Raw genomic sequence first — 22,629 nt, forward strand, 5'->3', positions numbered from 1 at the left:
GTTATGTAATTATGGCCAGACAACGAAGTCCAGACCGTAACAAAGCGTATGAAATATTTAAAGAACATAATGGTGATATTACGAATCGTAAAATTGCCGAATTGTTGTCTACATCTGAAAAAACTGTAAATGAAAAGACGGTCGGTGGATGGAAATCCAAAGATGGATGGATAGACAAATTAAATGGAGTACTCCATAAAAATGAACGGAGTACTCCAAAGAAAGATACGGAGTACTCCAAAAAGAAACCAGGAGCACCCAAGGGTAATAAGAATGCTGTAAACAATCGTGGTGGAGCTAAAAAGGGTAATAAAAATGCTATCGGTAATTCTGGTGGTTCTGCTCCGTTACGTAATGGTAATGCTGCTACTCATGGTTTATATAGAAAGTATTTACCAAAAGAATTATATGATTTAAAAGAAGAGCTAGAGGAAGCAATTAAAAATGATCCTTTATCGATTCTATGGGAAAGTATAATGCTGCAGCACGCTCAAATTATTCATGCTCAACGTATCATGTTTGTTAAAGATAATAAGGACATGACAAAGGAGCTCCGTAAGAATAAACTTAGCGAAAGCGGATTTGAAGAAGAGTGGGAAATTCAATTTGCCTGGGATAAACAGGCCAGTTTCTTAAATGCTCAATCTAAGGCGTTATCTACTTTATCTGCTCTTATTAGAGATTTTGATAGATTAGCAAATATAGATGATGAGCGACGCGCCAAACTTGAATTTATACAGGTTCAAATCGATAAAATTAAATCTAATACTAATAATGATGATAACAATATTGAGCCGGTTGTCATTGTAGATAATATCAGTGGTGATTTAAATGTCTAAAAAGCAAATCGGCGAAATACTTCCACCGGCATTTCATCAAGTTTGGTTGGCACGTAAATGTGAATCAATTTTAAAAATCGTTTGTAAAGGCGGGCGTGGTTCGGGTAAATCTACTGATATATCTATTTGTATTGTGATGGATATTATTCAGTTTCCTGTTACAGTTCTTTGTATACGTAAAGTAAAGGATACAATAAGAGAATCCTGCTACGAGCAAATAAAAGAAGCGATAGAGCTATTAGGTGTAGAGCATTTATTTCGTTTTAAAGAAAGTCCAATGGAAATCATTTATAAACCACGTGGGAATAAAATCATATTCCGTGGTGCTGATGATCCTGCAAAAATCAAATCTATTAAGATAGCAAAGTATCCAGTTGCTATTGCATGGTTTGAAGAGTTGGCCGAATTTAAATTAGAAGAAGATGTTTCTACTATAGAGAAGTCTATTTTACGTAAAGAATTACCAAATGGATTGCGATATAAAATGTATTACTCGTATAACCCACCGAAGAGAAAACAGTCCTGGGTTAATAAGAAGTTTGAAACGCAATTCAAGCCAAAGAATACATTTGTACATCATAGTACATATCATGATAACCCTCATATCTCTAAACAATTTGTGGAAGAAGCAGAAGAAACGAAAAGGCTTAAACCACAGCAATATGAACATGAGTATGAAGGGAAACCAACAGGCAGCGGTGTTGTTCCATTTAGTAACCTTACATTCAGACGTATTACAGATGAAGAAATTAAATCATTTGATAGTATACGTCAAGGGATTGACTGGGGTTATGGGAATGACGCGCTGTCTTTTGGTCGTATGCATTATGATAAAACGCGCAGAAAGCTTTATATATTCGGTGAAATACATGGCGTTAAAATCAGTAACCGCTCATTAGCTGAAAAGATTAAACAACTTGGTTGGGATGACGTGGAGATAATTGCGGATTCATCGGAACCAAAATCAATTGATGAAATGAAAAATGATCATGGTATTAAGAGAATCAAAGGAGCAGTTAAAGGCCCTGGCTCTGTTGAATACGGGGAAAAATGGTTAGACGATTTAGAAGAAATAATAATTGACCCCGAACGTTGTCCAAAAACTGCAGGTGAATTTGAAAATATTGATTATGAAGTTGATAAAGACGGTAATCCAAAAAATAGATTACAAGATAAAGATAATCATAGTATCGATATGACCCGTTACGCATGTGAGGACGATATGAGTAAACGTAAAGTAGTTATGGGTGGAAAGGTTAAAAGAGTCTAGTCGGACATTTATTGTTCGGCTATTTCTTTTGCTCTTTATTAATAGAAGAAAGGAGGACATACAAACGATATGAGCGATAAGAAAACAATTAAGAATGTAAAAGTATTTGGTATTAATAAAGCGGCTAATGTTCCGAACAACAAGGAAGACAACAGCAAGCAAATGGCAGTTGATCCATTCGCTCAAACATATAGTGATAAAGGATTAATTAAACCTCCTTATGATATGGCAGTGCTACTGGATATAAAGGAAAGTAATCCTATTCATTCTGCTTGTATTAGCGCAAAAGTCGATGATATTGCTGGTGTTGGTTTTGACTTTGCCCCTTTTGAAGAAGTAAAAGAAGCCGCGAGCCAGGAGCAATATAAAAGGTTAAAAGACTTTATGAGAAATTGTAATCCGGAAATGACGAGCGCAGAAATCATAAGAGCCGTATGGGATGATTATGAAACAGTTGGCTGGGGCATTATTGAAGTTGTTCGTAATAACAAAGGTGAACCGTCAGAACTATACCACATTCCAGCTCATACAGTTCGTGCTCATAAAGATAAAGTTCGCTTTGCTCAAATCGTAAGTAACAAAGAACGATGGTTTAAAAAGTTCGGTTATCCTGATGAGTTTCGTCTTGATGATGGTAGGGAATTAAATGCAGAAGATATTGCAGAAAGCGGAACAGAAAAAGCCGGAGAAGTAATTGTTATTCGTAAATTCGGTTCTCGTTCTTCTTATTATGGGATACCTAATTATGTTAGTTCTATCGGCTCGATAGTTGGATCTCAAGCAGTAAGAGATTACAATATTAACTTCTTTACAGGAAAGACAATTCCGGATGCTCTGCTATTTATTGAAGGAATCGATGAGATAGATGAGGGAACAGAAAATGAATTAAAAGCGTTTTTCTCTGCAGAAACTAAGGGCGAACATCATAAGTTGGCTGTAGTTCCTGTTCCACCAGGAGCAAAAGCTAGATTGGAAAAAGTCAGCCCTGATGTAAAAGAAGGTAGTTTCCGTTTGTATAAGCAGGATAGCGCAATGGAGATATGCGTGGCCCATCGTGTACCACCTTATCGTATCGGTTGGGCTATGACAGGTTCATTAGGACAAACAACTGCTAAAGAAATGAATGAGATGTATAAGCGTTCTATTATTGAACCTGGACAAGAAATATTGGAACATCGATTAAACAATCAATTGTTCCGTGTATTTGCTGAAATACTAGGCGGTTTAGATTGGTATTTTAAATTAAATGAAATTGATACAGATGATCGTGAAGCAGATTTGAAATATGCAAAAGACAGTTATGAGGGTGGAATATTAAAACTGAATGAGTCCCGTAAAGTGGTAGGTTATGAACCTGTACCAGAAGGGGATAAATTCTATGATGGTAAAACCGAATCTTCTCTGCCTGAACCAATTGCAAAAGCTGCAGATAATGAGCAAGATAACTTAATCGCTATTAGTGCATTTAGGGAAAAGCATGAAGAAATAGAAAAAGCTATGCAAAAGAAGGTAGCGGATTTTTTTCTGAACAGGGAAAACGGCTCTTAAACCTGCTTCCCGTAATTCGTATTAATAAAGCAGATGAAGAGATTGATCTTGTGATTGCAGAAGCAGAAGTTGATGAATTTCTTGATAGTGTCGATTGGGATGAAGAACGACAAATGTTTGTTGAGGAAGTCACGGACACACTAAAGGATGATGTAACCGAATTCGTCCAAAGTACCATTGCATCAAACGGACTAACTTGGATGGTACTAGATCCAATTGGTGACGTCGCTGCAAAATGGGTTGCTGCTTACGCATTCGAATTGGCAAAGGGAATCCATGAAACTACTAAAGATAGATTAAGAGAAACGATGTTAAAGAATCTTAGTGAGGGAATGGGTGTCGATGCATTAAGTGTTTCTATTGCAGATGTGATGTCAGAAGCAAGTAACTACAGAGCAATGATGATTGCGCGTACAGAAACAACATATGCCATGAATTACGGTAATTTAATTGCTTATAAGGGTGCAAATAGAAATAAGAAAACATGGCTTACAGGAAACGATGAGCGTGTTTGTAAAGAATGTGGTGGTTTACATGGGGAAACGGTAGATATTGATGATCTATTTAGTAATGGAAAGATGTGTCCGCCAGCTCATCCGCATTGTCGCTGCACAATGATTTCAGAAGAGTAATAAAATACACCTATTTGATTGGGGTTTCATCGTCAAAACGTATACGGCTTTAAATTGGCTGCATGCGTTTTGACAGTGGAGCCCCAATATTTATAGGGAAGGAGGTAAAACAATGGCATACGAACTAAAAAACGCCGAGATTAGTTATATTTCATTGGTTACAAAAGGTGCAAATGGTCGTCAATTCGCCATTATGAAGAGTGCAACTGATAAACAACCAAATATATCAAAGCAAGTTCCAATCCTTAAAACAGAGGAAGAGAAGCAGCTTGTTACAGGAGTTGTGTATGAACCGGATGTAGAAGATTCACATGGGGATACAATGACTGCAGAAGAAATAGAAAAGGCCGCTTATACCTTTATGGAAAATTACCAGCACATCGACAAGCAACATGACGAAATCGCTGGTAAAGGTACAGTAGTCGAAAACTGGATTGCTAAAAGTGATATGACAGTAGGCGAACAAGAAGTACAAGCAGGAACATGGCTTATGACTGTTCGCGTTGATGATGCAGACACCTGGGAAGAAATTAAAAAAGGTGAAGTCACTGGTTTTTCTATGGGTGGATTTGGTGAACGTGTGGAAATCGCCAAGACTGATGATTTTACTCATGAAGATAAAGGCCTTATTCGAAAGATGTTAGATTTCGTTAAAGGTGAAAGTCACAAAATCACAAAAGGCGAAGTAAAAGACCGCTTTATTGATGAAAAACAAAAGCGTGATTTGCGAGCTGTATTTAATTTGTTTGAAGATGTGTTCTATTGGGAGATTTGGGAAAGTAATCCCGATATCGACCGTATGGCAGCTGCTCTGGATGATATGAAGGACATACTTTCTTCTATTAAAGGTGGTTACACCATTGCGAAATCAGAAGATAGTGTACAAGCAGAAAGCATTGTATTAGAAAGTATTAAAAAAGCCGGGAAAGTTTTATCCCAAAAGAATCATGCAAAATTAGATGAAGCATTAGCTTTAATTAGTGAAATAAAAGAAGCTGCTTCACCACAGGAGGAAGATGAAATGAAAGCAGAAGATATTGCAGAGATTGTTAAACAAGCAGTAGAACCACTAGCTACTAAATTAGATAAGATTGAAAAACAAGTGAATGGTGAGGAAGTAGAACTGACACCAGAAGAGCAAACAGAGGAAGAAAAAGCTGCAGCAGTTATTCAAAAAGCACTAGAACCAATTACAAAGCGACTTGAAAATATCGAAAATGCTGCTTCTATCCGTAAAGGTTTAGATCCAGATGAAGAAGTTACACCAGGACAACAACAAATTAAAAAATCTAAATGGGCAGGATTGAACCTGTAAGGGGAGGATTTATCATTATGACAATGACTAACGCACAATTATTAAAACGTTTAGATCGTATTGAAAAGGCAGCAATGACAACAAGTGGAATGAATGCAGGATTATTAAATCCAGAACAAAGTAAAGAGTTCTTCCGTATGGCATTTGATACAACGCCATTCTCACAATTACACCGTAAAGAAATGCGTAAAGCAAAACAAGGTGAATTAGATAAAATTGCAATTGGTGGCCGTATCTTACGCAAGAAAACAGAAAACAGCGATGATAATTACCGCGCAGGTGTTCAAACTTCTAAAATTGAGTACAATACAAAGGCTATTCGTTTACCTTGGGAAATTACAGAAGAATTACTCCGCGAAAATATTGAAGGTGAAGGTTATGAAGATACTGTAATGGCTCTTATGTCTACACAATTAGGTATCGATTTAGAGGATTTACATTGGAATGGTGATACAGACTCTTCCGACGGAATGTTATCTATCAATGATGGATGGTTGAAAAAAATCAAGAAATCAAAAGCGTCTCATATTGTCGATCATGCTAAATTGGTAACTGGTACAGGTGAAGCTGCTGCGGCAAATGGATTTGGAAAAGGCTCTATCTTTGCTTTATCCGGTGCAATGCCAAATAAATATAAAAACAGCAACCTACGTTGGATTATGTCTCCAAGCCGTAGAGAGAAATGGATTGAGTATTTAACAAATCGTCCTACTGGTACTGGTGATGCTGCGTTACTTGGAGCAGGAGATCAAGTTAATAAACCAATGGGATATGGAATTGTTACGGTTCCATCTTTAGAAGACGATGTTATTATTCTTGCAGACCCTAAAAACTTTATTGCAGTTAATACATACGACACTCGTGTTCGTAAAACTACAGAAGGTAAAACTGCAGTAATGGAAGATAAACGATTCTATGTAATTCACTTTGATGATGATGCTGTAATTCAAGAAATGGATGCAGTAGCAATTCTAACAAATATTCCGGATACGTTTGGAGCCTAATATCCAGGCGTATTTTTTATGGAAACAAACTCTTTGTTATTAGGGTTTTGAATGTATACTGTTTTAATATTTTCTTGTTTTTAATGGAAAATGAGATATAACCAATAAAACCAACAATGCGAATGTAAACTTTCATGCAATAGTTTACATTCGTGAAAGGAGTGTTAATTATGAAAGTAGTTACGCTGCGATACGGTGGAACTTATACCGCTTATGGACAAAAGTTTAAGAATGGCCAAGAAGAAACAATTGCAAATGAAAAAGCTGATTACCTTGTAAGTACTGGACATTTTGAACTTGTAAAAGAAGTCGATAAGAAGGAGAAAGAAACATAATGGATATTACCTTGCAGGACATTAAAGACCGCGTAAATGTGCAGAAGATGCCTGATACAGTAATTCAAGAACTAATAGATTACTATACAGTTATTGCTAGGAAGTATTTAAGAGTTAAGCCGGAGAATCCGATGAAAGAAATCATCCAAACAAGTAAGCTAGGTTGGCTTTCGTTTCCTGCTGAATCTATAGCAAAAGTAACTCATGTTAGTTCGAAACAAGATATGACCAATTCTATTACTGTAAATGGGCGTATTGTTTATGGTTTATCCGAAAATCAGTTATATGAATTCGAATATAAGATACAAGATTATGATGATCTGCAGGTACTTATGAAGAAATGTATTATTGATTTGGTTGTTTCTGCAGCAGTTCGTGCTAACTTACAACGAAAAGGTATGAAAACATCGGAGAGTATAGGGGATTATTCGTACCAGATTAGCCCAGAAACGCTAGATGAACCAGCTACAAACAATAAGATACTCAATGGTTTAAAAGGCTTTAGAGCAAGAGTGAAGCCGGTGATGGCTACATGAATACGTACTTCGATGATGGAGATATGGATGATTTATATATTCATGAGGTAGTAGTAAAACGAAAAATGAAAAAGAAACAATCCTCAGGTAATTATGCAGAAGTAGATGAAGACGTTTATGAGAATATGACTTGTCGTGTAACTACTAATTCTGCTGCTGATAATGAGAGATTTAAGCGTGATAAACAAAATTTCGATACAACCTTTAAGATATATGCACCTGCTTCCTACAAAATTAAGCCTAATGATCGTATCCATTTTAAAAGTGAAGAATTAGGCGTTGATTATACATTTGAAGTAAAAGGAGAGCCGCGTAATCCTGCATTTATGAATCATCACATTGAAATTTATTGCGAAAAGGTATGATTCTATATGGCGAATTCAGTAGAAATTGAGTACTCAAGTAATATGGAGCAAGTAAAAACGCATATTAACGCTATGTGTGTTGAAAAAGTTACAGCAGCATCTATTCATTTACAAAATCAAGTTAAGAAGAATCTCACAGGTAGCCGTAGCGGTAAGCAATACAAAATACCTCATACGAGTCGTAAATATACTGCTTCTAAACCAGGTGAAGCTCCTGCTGTTCGTACCGGTGACTTGTTAAATTCGATTAAATACAATGTTAAACGGTCACAATCAGAGGTATTGGGTGCAGTAGGGAGCGATTTGAAAAAAGCCATATGGCTTGAAACTGGTACAAGTCATATGGAAGCCCGTCCATTTCTATTAAAAGCGTTTGAAAAAGAACGTAGAGAACTTAAAAGAATGATGGGAGGGTAATAGATGTCTAATGCTATTGCAGTTATTAGAATGCTTGTAGAGAACGATGAAATAATAAAAGCTAATCTATCAGAATATGGTGAAGGCGAGGACAAAGGCCCTGCTCTTACATTCCAAACCGCACAAGATGATATGAACATGCCTTATGCAGTTATAAGAATTGAAGCAAATAATCCGGATGACGTTGAAATTATAGACCGAATGATTCTTAATTTTGATGTGTATTGTGATAACGGGGATTATGATAAGGCAAATGCAATTGCTACACGTATTGAGAAGTTACTAGATAGAGAAGTCGGTTTAAAAGATGATGGGATACTTTCTATACATCGTGCAGGTAGTATCCCTGTACCAGATGAAGACCCATCTATCATTCATATAAATGTAAAATTTCTTGTCCGAACCATGCGAACGGACTTGTATTAGGGGGTAGGACAAATGAGCTGGAAATTAATTAACGGTGTCCGTGAAGGGACTACTGATAATTTTGTTATCGGTCCTGGTGTCATGTACAAAGGGTTTAAAAGTGTAAAAGAATTAGGTGAACTTGTAGGAGCGACTACAGGCGGAACTAAAGTGGGGTTTGATCGTGAGTATTATGATGCAGATATTGATGGTGTGCTAGGTAAAATGGTGCGTGGTAAGTGGTTATTAAAAGATGAACCGCATGTAGAACTTACATTAGTGGAGTTTACAAAAGAAAACCTGCAGTTGGCTTTACCTGGGATGACGGTAGATAGTACAACTGAAACTGATTACGATATTATGAAACCTTCAAATGATATTCCTGATTCAAACTATCATGATATTGCACTCATTGGTATGATTTCGGGTAGTGAATTACCTGTTATATTCGTAATTCGTAATGCAATGGTTGTTTCTTCTATTGAGGTGGATCTAAAAGACGGTAAAGGAACGGTTGGTTTGAAATGTAAATTTATCGGTCATTACAGTGAATCTGCACCAACTACACCACCATACGAAATCTATTTACCAAAGAAAAAGAAAGCAACAGTACAAAAAGCACCGGCTACCGCATAAATGGTAGTCGGTTTTCTATTGCATAAAACGAGCTGAATACAAAAAAAGGAGCGGACAAAATGACTTCTATATTAGAAAAAATGATGAATACCGGTACAGAAATAACAATTTTAGGCGAAAAAGTAACAATGCGACGATTAAATGTAACAGACGTTTGGCGATTCGCTAAGATTATTTCGAAGGTTGGACGTAGCGCAATAGTTAACTTTGCTGATTTCGGTAAGGATAAGCAAGCAATGGATGAACTTACTAAAGCAGCAGAATCTCTTCCAGAAGAAGAAAAACAAGCACAATTAGTTGCACTTAAAGAGAAGCAGCAACAAAAAGGATTAGAATTTGCTTTCCGTGTTCTAACGATGATCCCTGCTTGTGAGGATGATTTTACAGAGTTCTTTGCTAGTTTATTAAAAGTGAAAGCCGAAGAATTTAGGCAGTTCCCTCCGGAAGCAATGGTTTCTGTTATTCAAGGGTTACTGGAAAGTGAAGACTTAATGACTTTTTTCAACCAGGTCAAGGGACTCGTGAAAGTTCAGAGCGAGAAATGGAGCCAATCAGCAGCAGCGCCAATCCTAGCGTAAATGAAGACTCAGATGAATATTTAGAGGAAGCAGAACAAAATATGTTCCGTGCTTTCGATAAGATCCAAAAACGGTATGGATGGACAGATGATTATGTCTTATCAATACCGTATTCGCGTTTAATGGACCTGTTTTCTTTAATTGCACGAGAAGAGCAGCAAGAAGAACTAAATGAGTGGAAGAAGATGGCGTTCATTGGTTTTCAAACTCGTCAACTTGAAGAAGGTACTACTTTTAATGATTATCTTCAAGCTTTTGGACTAACTGACAACCAGGACGATAAAGAATCATCTTATGAAATGGGTGAAGTATGGACGAAAGAAGAGTGTGAAGCGCATGCTGCTCAAATCATGGCTCACTTCCAAGAAGACGATGAAGAATAAAATGGTTATCAGCCCCGTGAAAGGGGGTGCGTAAATGTTAGCTGAAATGTTCCAACTGTTCGGGACGATTGGTATTAAAGCAGAAGGTGCTTATAAAGATTTACAACAATTCGAAGATCGTGTACAAAAGACTGCGAATGGAATGCATGATAAATTCCAAAAGGCAGGGGAATCAATTAGTCATGTAGGTAACAAAATGAAAGATGTTGGTACAAACATGACAACGGGCGTTTCCTTACCTTTAGCTGGTATCGGTGCTGCAGCTGTAAAAGTGGCTTCTGACTTCGATACTTCTCAAAGAAACATCCAATCTTCTTTAGGTCTTACTGAACAAGGTGCTGAAAACCTTGGTAAAATCGCAAAAGAAACTTGGAAAGATGGATTTGGCCAAAGTATTGAAGAAGTGGATCAGTCTCTTATAAAAGTGTATCAGAATATGAAAGACGTTCCTCACGAAGAATTAGAAGAAGCTACAAAAAGTGCTATGACATTGGGGAAAACATTTGATTCTGATATCAATGAAGTAACTCGTGGTGCAGGGCAGTTAATGAATCAGTTTGGTATTTCTTCAAAGGAAGCATTCGATTTATTTGCTGCTGGTGGACAAGAAGGTTTGAACTATTCAAATGAAATGTTTGATAATGTGGCCGAATATGCTCCACTGTATAAACAAGCCGGCTTCTCTGCTAACGAGATGTTTACGATTATGGCAAACGGTACTCGTGATGGTAGTTATAATCTCGATTACATTAACGACCTTGTAAAAGAGTTCGGTATTCGTGTGCAAGATAGTTCTAAAGGCGTATCTGATGCCTTTGCAGAAATGAGTCCAGCAACTCAAAAGGTTTGGGACAATTTCAATAAAGGTAAAGGAACTTCTGCGGATGTATTTAATGCCGTTTTAGGTGATTTAGGTAAGATGGACGATAAAGTAAAAGCAAATCAACTTGGTGTTGCTGTATTCGGTAGATGATAAATTGTGCCGAAATAAAATCGCGGTATAAAGCAAAGAGGGTGCGAATCCTAATTTGAACCGAAGGATATACAAAGTATAGCCAGGGGCAGAGCATAGAAGGTGAAAAGATATAATCCTTCCACGAGACCGCGACACTTATTAGTGAAAACGTATGCCGAACTTACAGGAAATGAACTGTAAGAAGTAAGGGATAAAAAGCCTTTACGATAACAAAATGACAAAATGGGAAGACATGGGTGCTCAAGCTGTCTTAGGACTTAATAACGCAAATGGAGCGTTAGGCGATGTCGAGGGCACAATGGGTAAAATGCAGAAGACGCAACAAGAAGCTTTTGGTGTTCGTTGGCAAAAGTTAATGCGTACTACAATGGCATCTTTAGAACCATTAGGACAAGCTATTCTAGATATTGCAGAAGTAGCGCTTCCTCCAATTATTAAAGCAGTAGAAGTTGCTGCAAAGGCATTTAGTTCTATTCCTAAGCCAATTCAAATTGGTATTGTAGCTCTTTTAGGTATGGTTGCTGTATTAGGTCCATTAGTCGCCATGATGGGCTTTATGACAAGTGGAGTAGGTGCATTTGTCGGTTCATTTAGATTCCTTGTGCCGGTATTAACAAAAGTACCAATGTTATTTACAGGGATACTAAAACTCGGCCCTAGATTAATAGGTATGTTCGGAATGATAGGAAGAGCAGTAGCTTTTCTTGGAAGTTCTGCTTTTGCAGGATTGTTAAAGATTGGTCCTAAACTTATTGGGATGTTTGGCGCTGTAGGAAAAGCCCTGGCACTGTTGGGCAGATCCATGATGACTTTGCTGATGAATCCTTGGACGATTGCCATACTAGCAATTGTAGGATTAGTATATCTAATTTATAAAAATTGGGATGACATCGTTAAATACACCAAACAAGCTGTTAAATGGATTGGTGATGTCTGTTCTAAAGCTTGGGACGCAACCGTAAAAGGTGCAAAAAAGGCATGGAATGGTTTAGGTAAGTTCTTCTCTGGATTTTGGAATGGTACAAAAAAACTTTTCAAATCTGCTTCATCATTTTTGGGTAAAGTCTTAGAAGAAGCTTGGAAATATATAAAACAAAGAATTGAATACAATATTAAAATTTGGAAAAACATATTCGAATTTGGATGGAACGCTATTAAATTTGTTTTCAATCTAGCATTAAGCGGTTTGAAAAAGATTGTAGAAGGTACATGGAAGTTCATTAAGAATAGTGTTCAAAAAGCCATTAATACTTGGAAAACCATTTTTAATACTGGATGGAATGCTATTAAGAGAATTTTCTCTATGGCTTTAGCGCTAATAAAGCAGTACGTAAAAACCGAATTCGAAAAAATGAAAAATACAATATCCAGTGTTTTTAACACGATTAAGGATATTGTAAAAAAAGCTTGGGACGCAATTAAATCAACCTTTACTACAGTATTAAAATTCTTAAAAGATTTTGTAAAATCTTCTTGGGAATCTATTAAAGATACAATTTCTAGCGTCATGAACACAATTAAAAGTGTGATTCAATCAGCTTGGAATTTTATAAAGTTCACAATCATTAATGCAGTTCGTGAATTTGTTGGGTTTGTAATCACTAATTTCAACAAATTATATAACACAATAACCGATGTTGTTGGCGGTATAAAAGAATTTATTGTTAGTAACTTTAAAACTATAAAGAAAGCAATCACTGGTGCATTTACAGGGGTTGTAGATACTGTAAAAGATGTATTTAGTAAAGTAGGTTCCATAGTAAAAAATGTAGCAAAAGATGCAGTTAGCTGGGGAAAAGATATTATTGCTGGTATCGGTGAAGGTATGTCGGGAATGGCAGATTGGCTTATAAAAAAAGCTAAGGGCGTAGTTTCAGGAATACCTAAAGCTGTATTAAAGTTCTTTGGTATCCGAAGCCCATCCCGGTTAATGATGGAATACGGGGGCTATATTACAGAAGGTCTTGGTGTAGGGATGGAAAAAATGATTCCTGCAGTAGACAAAGCTTCTGAACTATTAAATAAAGCTGTCGTTCCACCTAAACCAATGAAACTAGTAACCGATGTATCTAATCAAATTGGCCAAATGGGCGCGCGTTCTGCTGATCTAATCGGTAAAACTGCACATCCATTTGCTGGACAAACCCACGTTGAGAAGAAAACGGATAATGGCGTAACAATTCAAAATGCTACATTTAAAGTTTCTGTTGAAAAACTACAATCTGCAGACGACTTTGTAAAAATGAGAAAGCTGCTACAAAACGTAGTTGCTGACGATCTAATGGGAATGGCGGTGCGAAATGTATGAGTATATTAAAAACATTGCATAGAAGAGGTGGTTCATACCATCTCTTAGGGGATGCAGCAGAAGTAAAAAATACAATAAGATATACGATTAATTTCTCATGGCCAGGGACATATAACTTTTCGTTTTTGTCCCAAGTTCCTATTGGTTCTGATGGAATGCTACCAAATAAATACTTTGTTGTTCGAGTTAATGGGATTGAAAGATTCAGAGCACGAGGTCCTTATGATTGGGAAGCGAGAGAAATCTTTGTAGGTGCAGGGCCACAAACAATTGAATTTACAACAATCGGTTATGGTTCCTCTGACGTAGCATATATACGCGACGTACATTATTATGCATTTGGGCATGTACCTAATATAGAAAAGATTGAACAAACAAAATTACCAAAATCACTAGATGGCTTAAAAATACATAATGTCATGCATGGATACCCACGTTCTCAAAGTGCTGGTAGCAAAGGCTGTGAAGTTGAATTCACTGTACTATTCAAAGATATCAGTTATTGGCGTGATTTCATGAGGGAAATATACCGCCCTCATATTATTACTGGCGATTACGGTACCTATGGGGGTATAATTCCGCCGAATGAAGTAGATGCAATACGAAAAGGAACGCTAGTCATAGCAAAATGTAAATTAATGTCTATGTCACAAGCAGGAGTAGGAGTTGATGGAATGTGAGAGAAGGATCTATTTCTTTAATTAGAATGTTGGGGAGCTATTTTCAAGTGGGGAATAACTCTCCTAATTTAATTGTTTATATGAAAAGAAGAGACTCTTCTTCTTACGTACAAATACAACACCGTGTAATAGGCTTAGAAGTGCAGGAGAACGCAGATCAGTTTGCTAGTACGTTTACTATTACCTTTGCAAATGAATACGGTCAAATGGCTCCTGACAACTGGTATGGTAAGTTCTCTTCTATTCAAGAATGGTTTTATAACAGTGAGGTAACAAATACAAACCAGCTATATCCGCAGACTGAATTTAAAGTGTCTATTGGCTACAGTGAGGAAGCATTACCTTATATACATGGTTTTGTATCTGATGTGAAGGTAAATGCCGAAAGCGGCACAATTTCAGTTACCTGCACTACATCCTATAAGAAGGTTTTACATAAATCAGTAATCCCAACCCCAGGATCAGATGAGATCGTAGCACCAACCGGTAACGTTTATGATGTGGTGAAATTCTTCTTTGAAAAAGCCGGAGTTACATTGCATGGTAGCAGAGTAAACATTCCTGGTACCAATCAAAGTTGGATTGTTGAGGGAGCAACCGGTAAAAGGTTTCAAAAGTGGGATGAAATTGTACGCGATATTATAGATACAACATTCCATTATATAAAACATGAACCGGATGGAAGTTGCACATTCATGAAGATGCCGGACTATGCAATTAACGAACCCGCAAAATTTAGTTTTAGAGAAGGGGAAAATCTTATCTCTTTAGATATGCAGCTAACTGACCAGGACATAAGTAACAGTATTGTTGTTAAATGCGGAGATTACGCAAACGGATTTCTTAATTCGTTTCTATTAAAAAACGTATCGCAAGGTGATTTACGGGAGGAAATGGTAGAGGTTCCTTGGGCGACAACGTTCTTTGCAAGAAGAGCGGTTGCTGCAGCTTATCATTTAAAGGCAATTCAGAAGTTCAGAACATTAACAGTAGCAGTAGTTGGTGATCCAAGGATTCAATTATTTGATGTTATTTCTGTTTACAATAGAGATTCTGGTCAACAGTGGAATTACTTTGTTAAAGGGATTAATACAATGATCTCTGCAGATGATGGATTCTATCAAACTTTAGATTTAACTGTTAACTATGGGTATGAACCTGCTCCCTATACAGATATAACCGGTATTACAGTAAATGTAGATACATTACGTTTAAAACTTTGGGATTGGGATTTAGAGGATGGCGATTTATTAAATATTTACTGTAATGATAAATTAATCGAAGAGAATTATTTCATCCGGAACAATCCGACATATGTAGATATTCCACTTGAATATGGCGTGAATATTATCGTATTTGAAGCAGTACGAAACCCAAAAGGGATTCTTACAGGACGTTTGCAAGTACTGGATACGCAAAATAATATCTTATTTGATTATGGTTCTTTACCAGATTTATCATTTCCTCGGGTAAATCAAGATGCAAATCACTATTATATCCAGCGTCCAGCCAAAACATGGTCTGTTACGCGCGTGAACTAGGGGTGATTCTATGATAATGCAAAAAAACTTATATGATCCAATCATGTATTTGATGAAAGGATTAATTGATAGACAAATATATACCGGTGGTAAGCCAATGCCTGGGAACGACCCAAATGACGTATTTAAAGAAGGCATGACCGAAGGATATACACTTATTCGTGATGGTGCTCGTTTATCTGCAGTTGATGGAGATAAATATCTACACTATGACTTAGCCTTTAATGCACACGGTATGCTAGAAAAGGTTCTTGTCTCCCATAAAGTAACCGGAAAAGAGATGGAGATACAATTAATATACAATGCACAAAAACAATTGGAACGTGTGCAGCCGAGACTTCTTAATAAAGGTAACGGTATACTATCTGATTTACCAATTCCCGATGTGTCGTAATGATGCACGGGAATTTTTTAATACACGAAAAAGGGTGATTGCTCTTGTTTGAAACAACCTATTTAGCCGGTGGCCGATTAGATCCACCTTTTCATCCGACTAAAACAGAACCATTCATACCTGGTTTCATTATGGATTCCACATCATTTAAAACGGATGAAGTGAAATATACATTACCTGCAGATATGGAGATTTACGCAATTAGTGTTAGTTCTTCCATTTACGAATTAGATGATAAATGGGATTTAATCGTAAACGGGCAAACCGTTTGCCAAGATATTTATACAAAGCGGCTTCCGGAAGGGATGCACTTTATGGTTTATAAAGCAGTTAAAGCAGGAGACACAATTGTATTTCGATTCCATAACCAAGGAATTCTTGATAAAACAGTTTGGTTTGAATTGCACTTTTTAAGATAAGGGGGCGTATTGATGAGTTTTGCTGTTACTTATATGGCTGGTGGAAGATTCGACGCACCTTACTTTCCAACAAAAACAGAGCCATTCATACAAGGGCGAAGAGTTGGTATACATGATGAAATTCATGTAGATAAGTTTTCATTACCAGTCGAAACAGAAATGATTGCCTTTTCTATTGCCGCTTCACATTACAGTGATTCGGACTACTGGAATTTATTTATTAATGGCCAACAAGTATTTAAAGAGGTTTATGTAAAAGATGTGCCGGAGGGATTTAATTTCTCCATTGTAAAACCTATACCTGCTAATGCAGAACTAAAGTTTGAATACCACAATGCATCTGCAGAGAAAAAAGCTATATGGCTTAATTACCAACTATTAAGAGATTAGGAGCGTGAAATAGATGGCATACGTTGAAAAAATGTATACAGAAGGCGAATTCCAAGACGAAATTGTTAAATTGGTAATCGCTAACGGATGGAAGAAAGTAAAATCGTTTTTCAGAACCGTTTATCCGGATTTAGACGTAAAATCCGACGATGATACAAAATTTGAATTCGGTATGAGTAAGCACATGTTAGTGAAGAACAATAGCGGTTCTATTTATGGAATTGCTCAAATTTCAAAATGGTCACTTAAAAAGTCAGAGATTAAATACAACTTCACAAATGAAGAAGGTAAGAAAGCTTTTGCCGAAGATGGTAAAAAACGTTTAGAAAGCGGCAAGGATCGTTCTTGTTTTTATGTTTATATGATTGAAAAAGAACCTAGCGTTGCTGAAGAAGGTGTACTTGTTCTTCCTTATGAATCTAATAAATTCGAAAAAGTATTATTAGATGTAGAATTAACCAAAATAACAGTTACTCCAAAAGTAAATAATGGTATATCTTACAAAGTTTACTCTTATGACGAAGCAGAGACACAAGTCATGATGTCCCCTTGGGTGAAAGTAACATTACGAAATACGAATTTACAAGGTATCGATGCTCAAACAAATTGGTGGCCGGATTCATTGGTGCGGATTAATGGCCAAGTTGATGAAAGTCGCGTTGTGTTGTTAATACAAGCAGATAACACACCAGCTTTTGAAAATAATGTGGTTCCAGTTACGCCACTTTACATGGGCCAATTAGAAAGCTATGCAAATGATGATACATTAGGTGACGCTTTATGGGCAGGAACAGCCTTTGATACTGGAAACGAAGCAGCATCACACAAATTCGATTTTAACGATACGAAACCATATAGAAATGTAGAAAACTACATGCCTGTCATGAAGTCTTATCCACGTTCCCCTGGTAATGGTATTGATAACGTAATTATTAAACGTTCAAGATTAGGAGCAAGATATCAGGCTCATTTTATTGCTTGGAATGTAGCACCTAATGCAATGCCACCAGATCGCGTTGGCAAAGATGGCGGCCAATATTCACTAGCATGGCAATCACAAGATAATGACGAATACAAATATCAATTTAACCCGTCTGTTTATAGCAATAAAGTACATACTTCTCGTGCTTATATTGTTCATCCAGATGAAGGTGTACGTGGATATTTACCTTATATGATCCTATTGTCTCCGCTAGGTCTATTAAATGGCGATAGATTAAAAGTTAGAAAGAATACTTGTCCGGATTCACACGACATTTACAAATTCTTTAATGTAGATGCTATTTCACCAATTACAAAAAGACCTGCTACAGCATATCGTCCTGCTGGATTAGGTATTTTTGAGAAAACAGTATAAAGGAGTGTACATATATGTGGTTTGATAAAGTCGTATATTTACAAACATTACCGCAAGAATTAGAAAAACTATTTGCTGATAACGGTTGGAAACGAACGCTATTTTTCCAAATTAAGAGCGGCATTTCAAAATTTATTGATGTAAGGTTGTTTGAATCGTTAGGAAGCGATGGCGAACGTAGAAGATTCGGCATAGCAAATGCGTATGACACTGCTGATTCTGATTTCACTGATAGCCGGTTTATTTCTGCAGATTCTCCACTAGGTAAATTAGGGATGGGGGATGGAGTGAAGAAAGACTTCTCTATCCCTGTTTCTCCTGTTCTTGGCCCTTCTGTCATTGTATATGTAAATGGGTTTGAACAAGAAAAGAGTAAATATAAGGTGGATGCAACTACAGGAAAAGTAACATTCACTACCGCTATTGCAAAAGGCGATAAAGTAACATGCGAATACAGATTGGCTACCAACACATATGAGCCAAACAATGACATGCTGCTATTTACTTTCAATCGATACTTTATTGAAAAAGAGATCCTTTCCGGTGATAAATTAGGGGAATTAGGAAAAGGAAATGGAACGAAAAAGAACTTCGCATTGCCATTCCCTAACTTTGACGAAAGTAGGACCGTAGTTTACAAGGATAATACTATTGTTGATCCTAGCGAGTATTCATTCACTGAAACGGAAATTGTATTTAAAACCGCACCTGCAGCAGATACAACAATTAAGATTAGCGGTATTTATTTCTTATTACCAAAAGAAGACGGAACACTGGATACATTAACGGCAAAAACAAGTTTCGATGTTCAAAAGATGGAAAGTATTATGGGTGAAGTATATTCTACGATTAATTTTGTGAATCCATCGCCTTATACATCAATTAGTTTTACACCGGAGCAGCGTTTCTCTAAAGAATTAAATCGCGACTCTGTTGTTTATCTGTATGGGAATGCAAACAAGGACCGCTTAATTATGTTTATGCGTGTAGATCCAACACCAAATCCAGTTCGTGCATTATTTGTTCCGTTGTATATCGGAAAATTATATACATTCGATGTTGCACCAAGAAAAAACATGATTATTTTAAGCGGCTGCAGACCAGGCGACCAATTTGTATATTCACCAAATAAGAAAATCGGTAATGCGCCACTTGATTATGGTTCTGATACATCGAACGGAAATGAAACGGTTCAATTATCACAATCAAGTACAGGAGCCATGTACCAGCATCATTATTTAGCTTTCATTACTCATGATATGTCAGTAGATAGTGGACAAGGACGCTTTAATCCATCGGTTTATAGTGGTAAATATCATTTATCTCAAATTTATATTGTACATCCAAATGATGGCTATGTCGGAAAGCTAGATGATGTTTATGCAGTACATCCAAAGAACATCCAACAAGCCGATGAGCTAGAAATTGAAAAAACAGTTGTAGATGAAGTACTTGGACAAGGTGACGGACACCGCAAAGTATTTCATTTAGAACATAAGCCAAAGGGCGAAACGTTAAGATTATTCATTTCATGTAAAGAAGTAGAAAAAACAGATTATGTATACAATGCAGAAGATAAGACCGTTACATTTAACGAAGCACCGGTTATTGGTTCTGAAATCACAGGCGCTTATGAAATGGCTCAATTATATCGTTACACATTACCGACAACGCCCGTTTGTCCTATGACACAAGAGAAAGCAACACCATTTAATCCAATTGGTTTAGCAATCTACAAAGAAGATATTTAAGCATAAGGGGGTAGCAGAAGAATGAGTGAAAAAGTTTATTCTATTGCTTCCCCTTCTATATGTACCAAAGAAAAAAGTCATGTTGTTGTAGTTGGTTCTGGACCAGATCAGAATGAAAAAGTTTATTCTTTTTCTATTACACCAGCAAATACAGAAAATAAAAATGATGTTGATTATCCAATTTGCATTGCTCCTTATGCGAGATATAAGGCTGTTAAAGAAGATAACGCAGGAGTAACCGCTACAAAAGTAAGAGCAAAAGGGATTTTAACAGATGTTGTAGAAAATGCATTGCGACAAATAGAGGTAGAAGCCTACATTTCAAATACAACTGATTTTGATTTAAATCGAAATATAAATGTGGCCAACATTGAAATGCAGCATTCGCAACGAATGGACAGGATTTCTGTTCAACTAATTTCTGGAGAAGAATCATCACAACACAGACGAATTTTCGATATAAACCATATCGAAGGGGTAGAGAGCGAAAAACCAAACGAGATAGAAGCAATGGTACACGCTTCTGATGAAACAAATCTTATAACGAATGAGTATGAAGCTGCACCAATCATAAAGCAGGATTTACTAAAAGGTAAGTTACGTGAATTCGCTGCAGGTGTAGAAGTATTACCGGAATGGGTAAATGTTGCACGTATTGTATACGGTGAGGGTTTTTATAATGACCTTATGGCCGACAGAGTTACAACGGATTATGAAGCTGTATCAATGCATAATGAAACAAGCGATATTGTTCCCAGGGAGCTACAAGCTACACATGCAGAAGTTACTTTATCTACTGCAGTTCCAAATATATTACCTGTATCCATTTCCGAAAATGAAACTGGTGATATACAGCAAAAAGAAATGCTTCTTCATGCCCCGGCACAATTCGAATTTGGTACAAAAGAGCGAGAAGTCAAAGGAATCATAGAAGAATTTGATTTGTTCAATGGTATGGGTATACCGGTTTATCTTCCGGATTATGATTTATTTGCTCGTATGCAAAGAGACATTGAAACGTCTATCGCTAAACAATATGAGTTGAATCGTGTAGAAGAAATTGAAAATGTGGACCTGCTTCCTTATGAAGATATTGAAAGTGCGTATTTAATTCGTGAAATAGATGTAGAGCAAATTAACCTGGATCAAACTATTCGAACAAAGGAACTTGCTGCAGATGTTATTGCAAGTAATGAAGTAAGCAAGAAAATAAATGTATTTGATTCTGAAAGAAATGAATCTACATCATTTACAAGAACAAAAGTACAGTATGCGAATGTAGATACAACGCATGAATTTGAACGTATCGCAGAAACACTTAATTCTGTTTATGCCGATCAACAAGAATTCGCAAATAAAGAAAATGTATTTACTGCAGCTATAGAGGTAGGACAAGAAGTTAAAAATGCTTCACGGGTATTATCTGTTAAAGATATTTCCGGAACTGATGATGCGAATAAATCGCAAAACATATTCGTGATACAGACAATTGTCGCAGAAGAAGCAGAGAGGTTACATGAAATAAATGCCGGTATTACGGATGCAGATTATTCTCATCGTATCTTAAAAGAATTACAAGGCGCATCGCCAGACGTTACTTTTGCAGAAGTGAAAAATGAGTTACAAGCAACTGTAGTTGAACTGGACCAAGTAGATAAAGAAGATACTGCAGTACTTACACATGTAGATGAAATTTGTTCATTTGGATTAAAAGAACGCTTAATTATTACCCATGTAGATACTGATGAAGTTTCCAATAAAACAGAAAAAGAAGTACAAGCTACCATAGAAGAGTTTGATTTATTTGAGGGCCTTGGTATTCCCGTATATCTTCCAGAATTCGATTTGTTTGGCCGTGTAAAAAAAGAACTAGAAACACGTATTACCTTACTTAATGATTTATCTAAATCATTAAATGTGATGCAGATGAAATTAGATCAAACAATTGAATCTGAAAAAGCAATAAAAGAACATACAACTGCAGTAATTGAAGAAGTGGCTTCTGACATCGTTCCAATTATCTTAGATGCTGAACATATATCATTAGATATTTCTTATGAACAGGATACACAACAAGCTCTTATTACAGAGCAAGAAGCCTTTACCGATATACGTGAATTTGAGGGCGGAATTATCTCTGATATAACACCAGCCGATAAAGAAGTTATAACAACAGATACAAATGTAATTGAAACTGTAGATGCAACAAGGGAATCTGAACGATATGTAATCGTTAGTGAACATGAATTATTAGAGCGACAGACTAGCATAGAAGCTGCAACTAATGAAGCAGATACATTTTATAGGGAACATGAATTAGAAAGCGTTACAGAGAAATATGAACGGTTTGAACGTACACCAGAAAGAGAATCAGTTCTAGAGGATACTGAACTATTCAAAATGGAGAGAGTACTAGATACAGAAAAACCAGATGAATTAATAGTTATCGAAAAAGAAAATGATGATCCGAAGTTATGGCTGCGACATAGCCGCCAATCTTGGTGGACAAATTCAAACTGGAAGAAAACAAGATAAAGAGAAGGTGATGGA

At 36.6% G+C, this 22,629-nt stretch carries 23 protein-coding genes and 1 pseudogene; all 24 read left to right on the plus strand.

Annotated elements, in window-relative coordinates:
* The first annotated feature begins 11 nt into the window (after positions 1-11).
* The gene (gene terS / locus NST86_RS10705) at positions 12-839 is read left to right on the plus strand and encodes a phage terminase small subunit (protein ID WP_144575222.1); all 828 of its coding nucleotides are present in this window, start codon (positions 12-14) and stop codon (positions 837-839) included.
* Positions 832-2,109 carry a PBSX family phage terminase large subunit gene (locus tag NST86_RS10710; protein WP_144575226.1) on the plus strand — a complete coding sequence of 426 codons (1,278 nt, stop codon included), beginning with the start codon at positions 832-834 and terminating at the stop codon, positions 2,107-2,109. Before terS ends, NST86_RS10710 begins: the two co-directional genes overlap by 8 nt.
* A gap of 69 nt (positions 2,110-2,178) precedes the next feature.
* Positions 2,179-3,657 carry a phage portal protein gene (locus NST86_RS10715; protein WP_144575229.1) on the plus strand — a complete coding sequence of 493 codons (1,479 nt, stop codon included), beginning with the start codon at positions 2,179-2,181 and terminating at the stop codon, positions 3,655-3,657.
* Between the two features lie 113 nt (positions 3,658-3,770).
* Entirely contained in the window at positions 3,771-4,289 is a 519-nt protein-coding gene (locus NST86_RS10720; protein WP_144575574.1) for a phage head morphogenesis protein, read from the plus strand.
* Positions 4,290-4,401: 112 nt separating this feature from the next.
* Positions 4,402-5,604, plus strand: coding sequence for an XkdF-like putative serine protease domain-containing protein (locus tag NST86_RS10725; RefSeq protein ID WP_144575232.1), 1,203 nt, complete (start codon positions 4,402-4,404; stop codon positions 5,602-5,604).
* A gap of 17 nt (positions 5,605-5,621) precedes the next feature.
* Positions 5,622-6,608 carry a phage major capsid family protein gene (locus NST86_RS10730; protein ID WP_144575235.1) on the plus strand — a complete coding sequence of 329 codons (987 nt, stop codon included), beginning with the start codon at positions 5,622-5,624 and terminating at the stop codon, positions 6,606-6,608.
* A gap of 170 nt (positions 6,609-6,778) precedes the next feature.
* The gene (locus NST86_RS10735; RefSeq protein ID WP_000869886.1) at positions 6,779-6,943 is read left to right on the plus strand and encodes a YqbF domain-containing protein; all 165 of its coding nucleotides are present in this window, start codon (positions 6,779-6,781) and stop codon (positions 6,941-6,943) included.
* Entirely contained in the window at positions 6,943-7,479 is a 537-nt protein-coding gene (locus NST86_RS10740) for a hypothetical protein (RefSeq protein ID WP_078420672.1), read from the plus strand. The genes NST86_RS10735 and NST86_RS10740 overlap by 1 nt, the downstream gene beginning before the upstream one ends.
* On the plus strand, positions 7,476-7,844 hold the full coding sequence (locus tag NST86_RS10745; RefSeq protein WP_097859853.1) for a hypothetical protein: 369 nt from the start codon (positions 7,476-7,478) through the stop codon (positions 7,842-7,844). The genes NST86_RS10740 and NST86_RS10745 overlap by 4 nt, the downstream gene beginning before the upstream one ends.
* Positions 7,845-7,850: 6 nt before the next feature.
* On the plus strand, positions 7,851-8,261 hold the full coding sequence (locus tag NST86_RS10750) for an HK97-gp10 family putative phage morphogenesis protein (RefSeq protein ID WP_000024034.1): 411 nt from the start codon (positions 7,851-7,853) through the stop codon (positions 8,259-8,261).
* Between the two features lie 3 nt (positions 8,262-8,264).
* Positions 8,265-8,687, plus strand: coding sequence for a hypothetical protein (locus NST86_RS10755; RefSeq protein WP_078420671.1), 423 nt, complete (start codon positions 8,265-8,267; stop codon positions 8,685-8,687).
* 12 nt (positions 8,688-8,699) lie between these two features.
* Positions 8,700-9,302, plus strand: coding sequence for a hypothetical protein (locus NST86_RS10760; RefSeq protein ID WP_000118571.1), 603 nt, complete (start codon positions 8,700-8,702; stop codon positions 9,300-9,302).
* Between the two features lie 59 nt (positions 9,303-9,361).
* On the plus strand, positions 9,362-9,880 hold the full coding sequence (locus NST86_RS10765) for a hypothetical protein (protein ID WP_000200742.1): 519 nt from the start codon (positions 9,362-9,364) through the stop codon (positions 9,878-9,880).
* Positions 9,844-10,263 (plus strand): hypothetical protein, encoded by a 420-nt coding sequence (locus NST86_RS10770; RefSeq protein ID WP_144575238.1) that lies wholly within the window; start codon positions 9,844-9,846, stop codon positions 10,261-10,263. The genes NST86_RS10765 and NST86_RS10770 overlap by 37 nt, the downstream gene beginning before the upstream one ends.
* Before the next feature lie 34 nt (positions 10,264-10,297).
* Positions 10,298-11,230 (plus strand): annotated as a pseudogene (locus tag NST86_RS10775) (phage tail tape measure protein); the annotation flags it as partial.
* A 223-nt stretch (positions 11,231-11,453) separates the two neighbouring features.
* Complete coding sequence (locus NST86_RS10780) at positions 11,454-13,547, plus strand: phage tail protein (RefSeq protein WP_144575244.1); 2,094 nt, start codon at positions 11,454-11,456, stop codon at positions 13,545-13,547.
* Positions 13,544-14,227: a hypothetical protein gene (locus tag NST86_RS10785; protein ID WP_144575247.1), complete on the plus strand. Its 684-nt coding sequence runs from the start codon at positions 13,544-13,546 to the stop codon at positions 14,225-14,227. The genes NST86_RS10780 and NST86_RS10785 overlap by 4 nt, the downstream gene beginning before the upstream one ends.
* Complete coding sequence (locus NST86_RS10790) at positions 14,224-15,768, plus strand: hypothetical protein (RefSeq protein ID WP_144575250.1); 1,545 nt, start codon at positions 14,224-14,226, stop codon at positions 15,766-15,768. Before NST86_RS10785 ends, NST86_RS10790 begins: the two co-directional genes overlap by 4 nt.
* 10 nt (positions 15,769-15,778) lie before the next feature.
* Positions 15,779-16,162, plus strand: coding sequence for a hypothetical protein (locus tag NST86_RS10795; RefSeq protein WP_000605844.1), 384 nt, complete (start codon positions 15,779-15,781; stop codon positions 16,160-16,162).
* A 44-nt stretch (positions 16,163-16,206) separates the two neighbouring features.
* Entirely contained in the window at positions 16,207-16,581 is a 375-nt protein-coding gene (locus tag NST86_RS10800) for a hypothetical protein (RefSeq protein WP_000464284.1), read from the plus strand.
* 12 nt (positions 16,582-16,593) lie between these two features.
* Complete coding sequence (locus tag NST86_RS10805) at positions 16,594-16,971, plus strand: Low copy number virion structural protein (protein ID WP_097996725.1); 378 nt, start codon at positions 16,594-16,596, stop codon at positions 16,969-16,971.
* A gap of 13 nt (positions 16,972-16,984) precedes the next feature.
* Positions 16,985-18,328, plus strand: coding sequence for a hypothetical protein (locus NST86_RS10810; protein ID WP_098907650.1), 1,344 nt, complete (start codon positions 16,985-16,987; stop codon positions 18,326-18,328).
* A 14-nt stretch (positions 18,329-18,342) separates the two neighbouring features.
* Positions 18,343-20,079 carry a hypothetical protein gene (locus NST86_RS10815; protein WP_063263833.1) on the plus strand — a complete coding sequence of 579 codons (1,737 nt, stop codon included), beginning with the start codon at positions 18,343-18,345 and terminating at the stop codon, positions 20,077-20,079.
* Between the two features lie 21 nt (positions 20,080-20,100).
* Positions 20,101-22,614 (plus strand): hypothetical protein, encoded by a 2,514-nt coding sequence (locus NST86_RS10820; protein WP_144575252.1) that lies wholly within the window; start codon positions 20,101-20,103, stop codon positions 22,612-22,614.
* The last annotated feature ends 15 nt before the right edge of the window (positions 22,615-22,629 follow it).

The organism is Bacillus sp. FSL L8-0199 (assembly GCF_038005705.1).
Taxonomy (GTDB): Bacteria; Bacillota; Bacilli; order Bacillales; family Bacillaceae_G; genus Bacillus_A; species Bacillus_A cereus.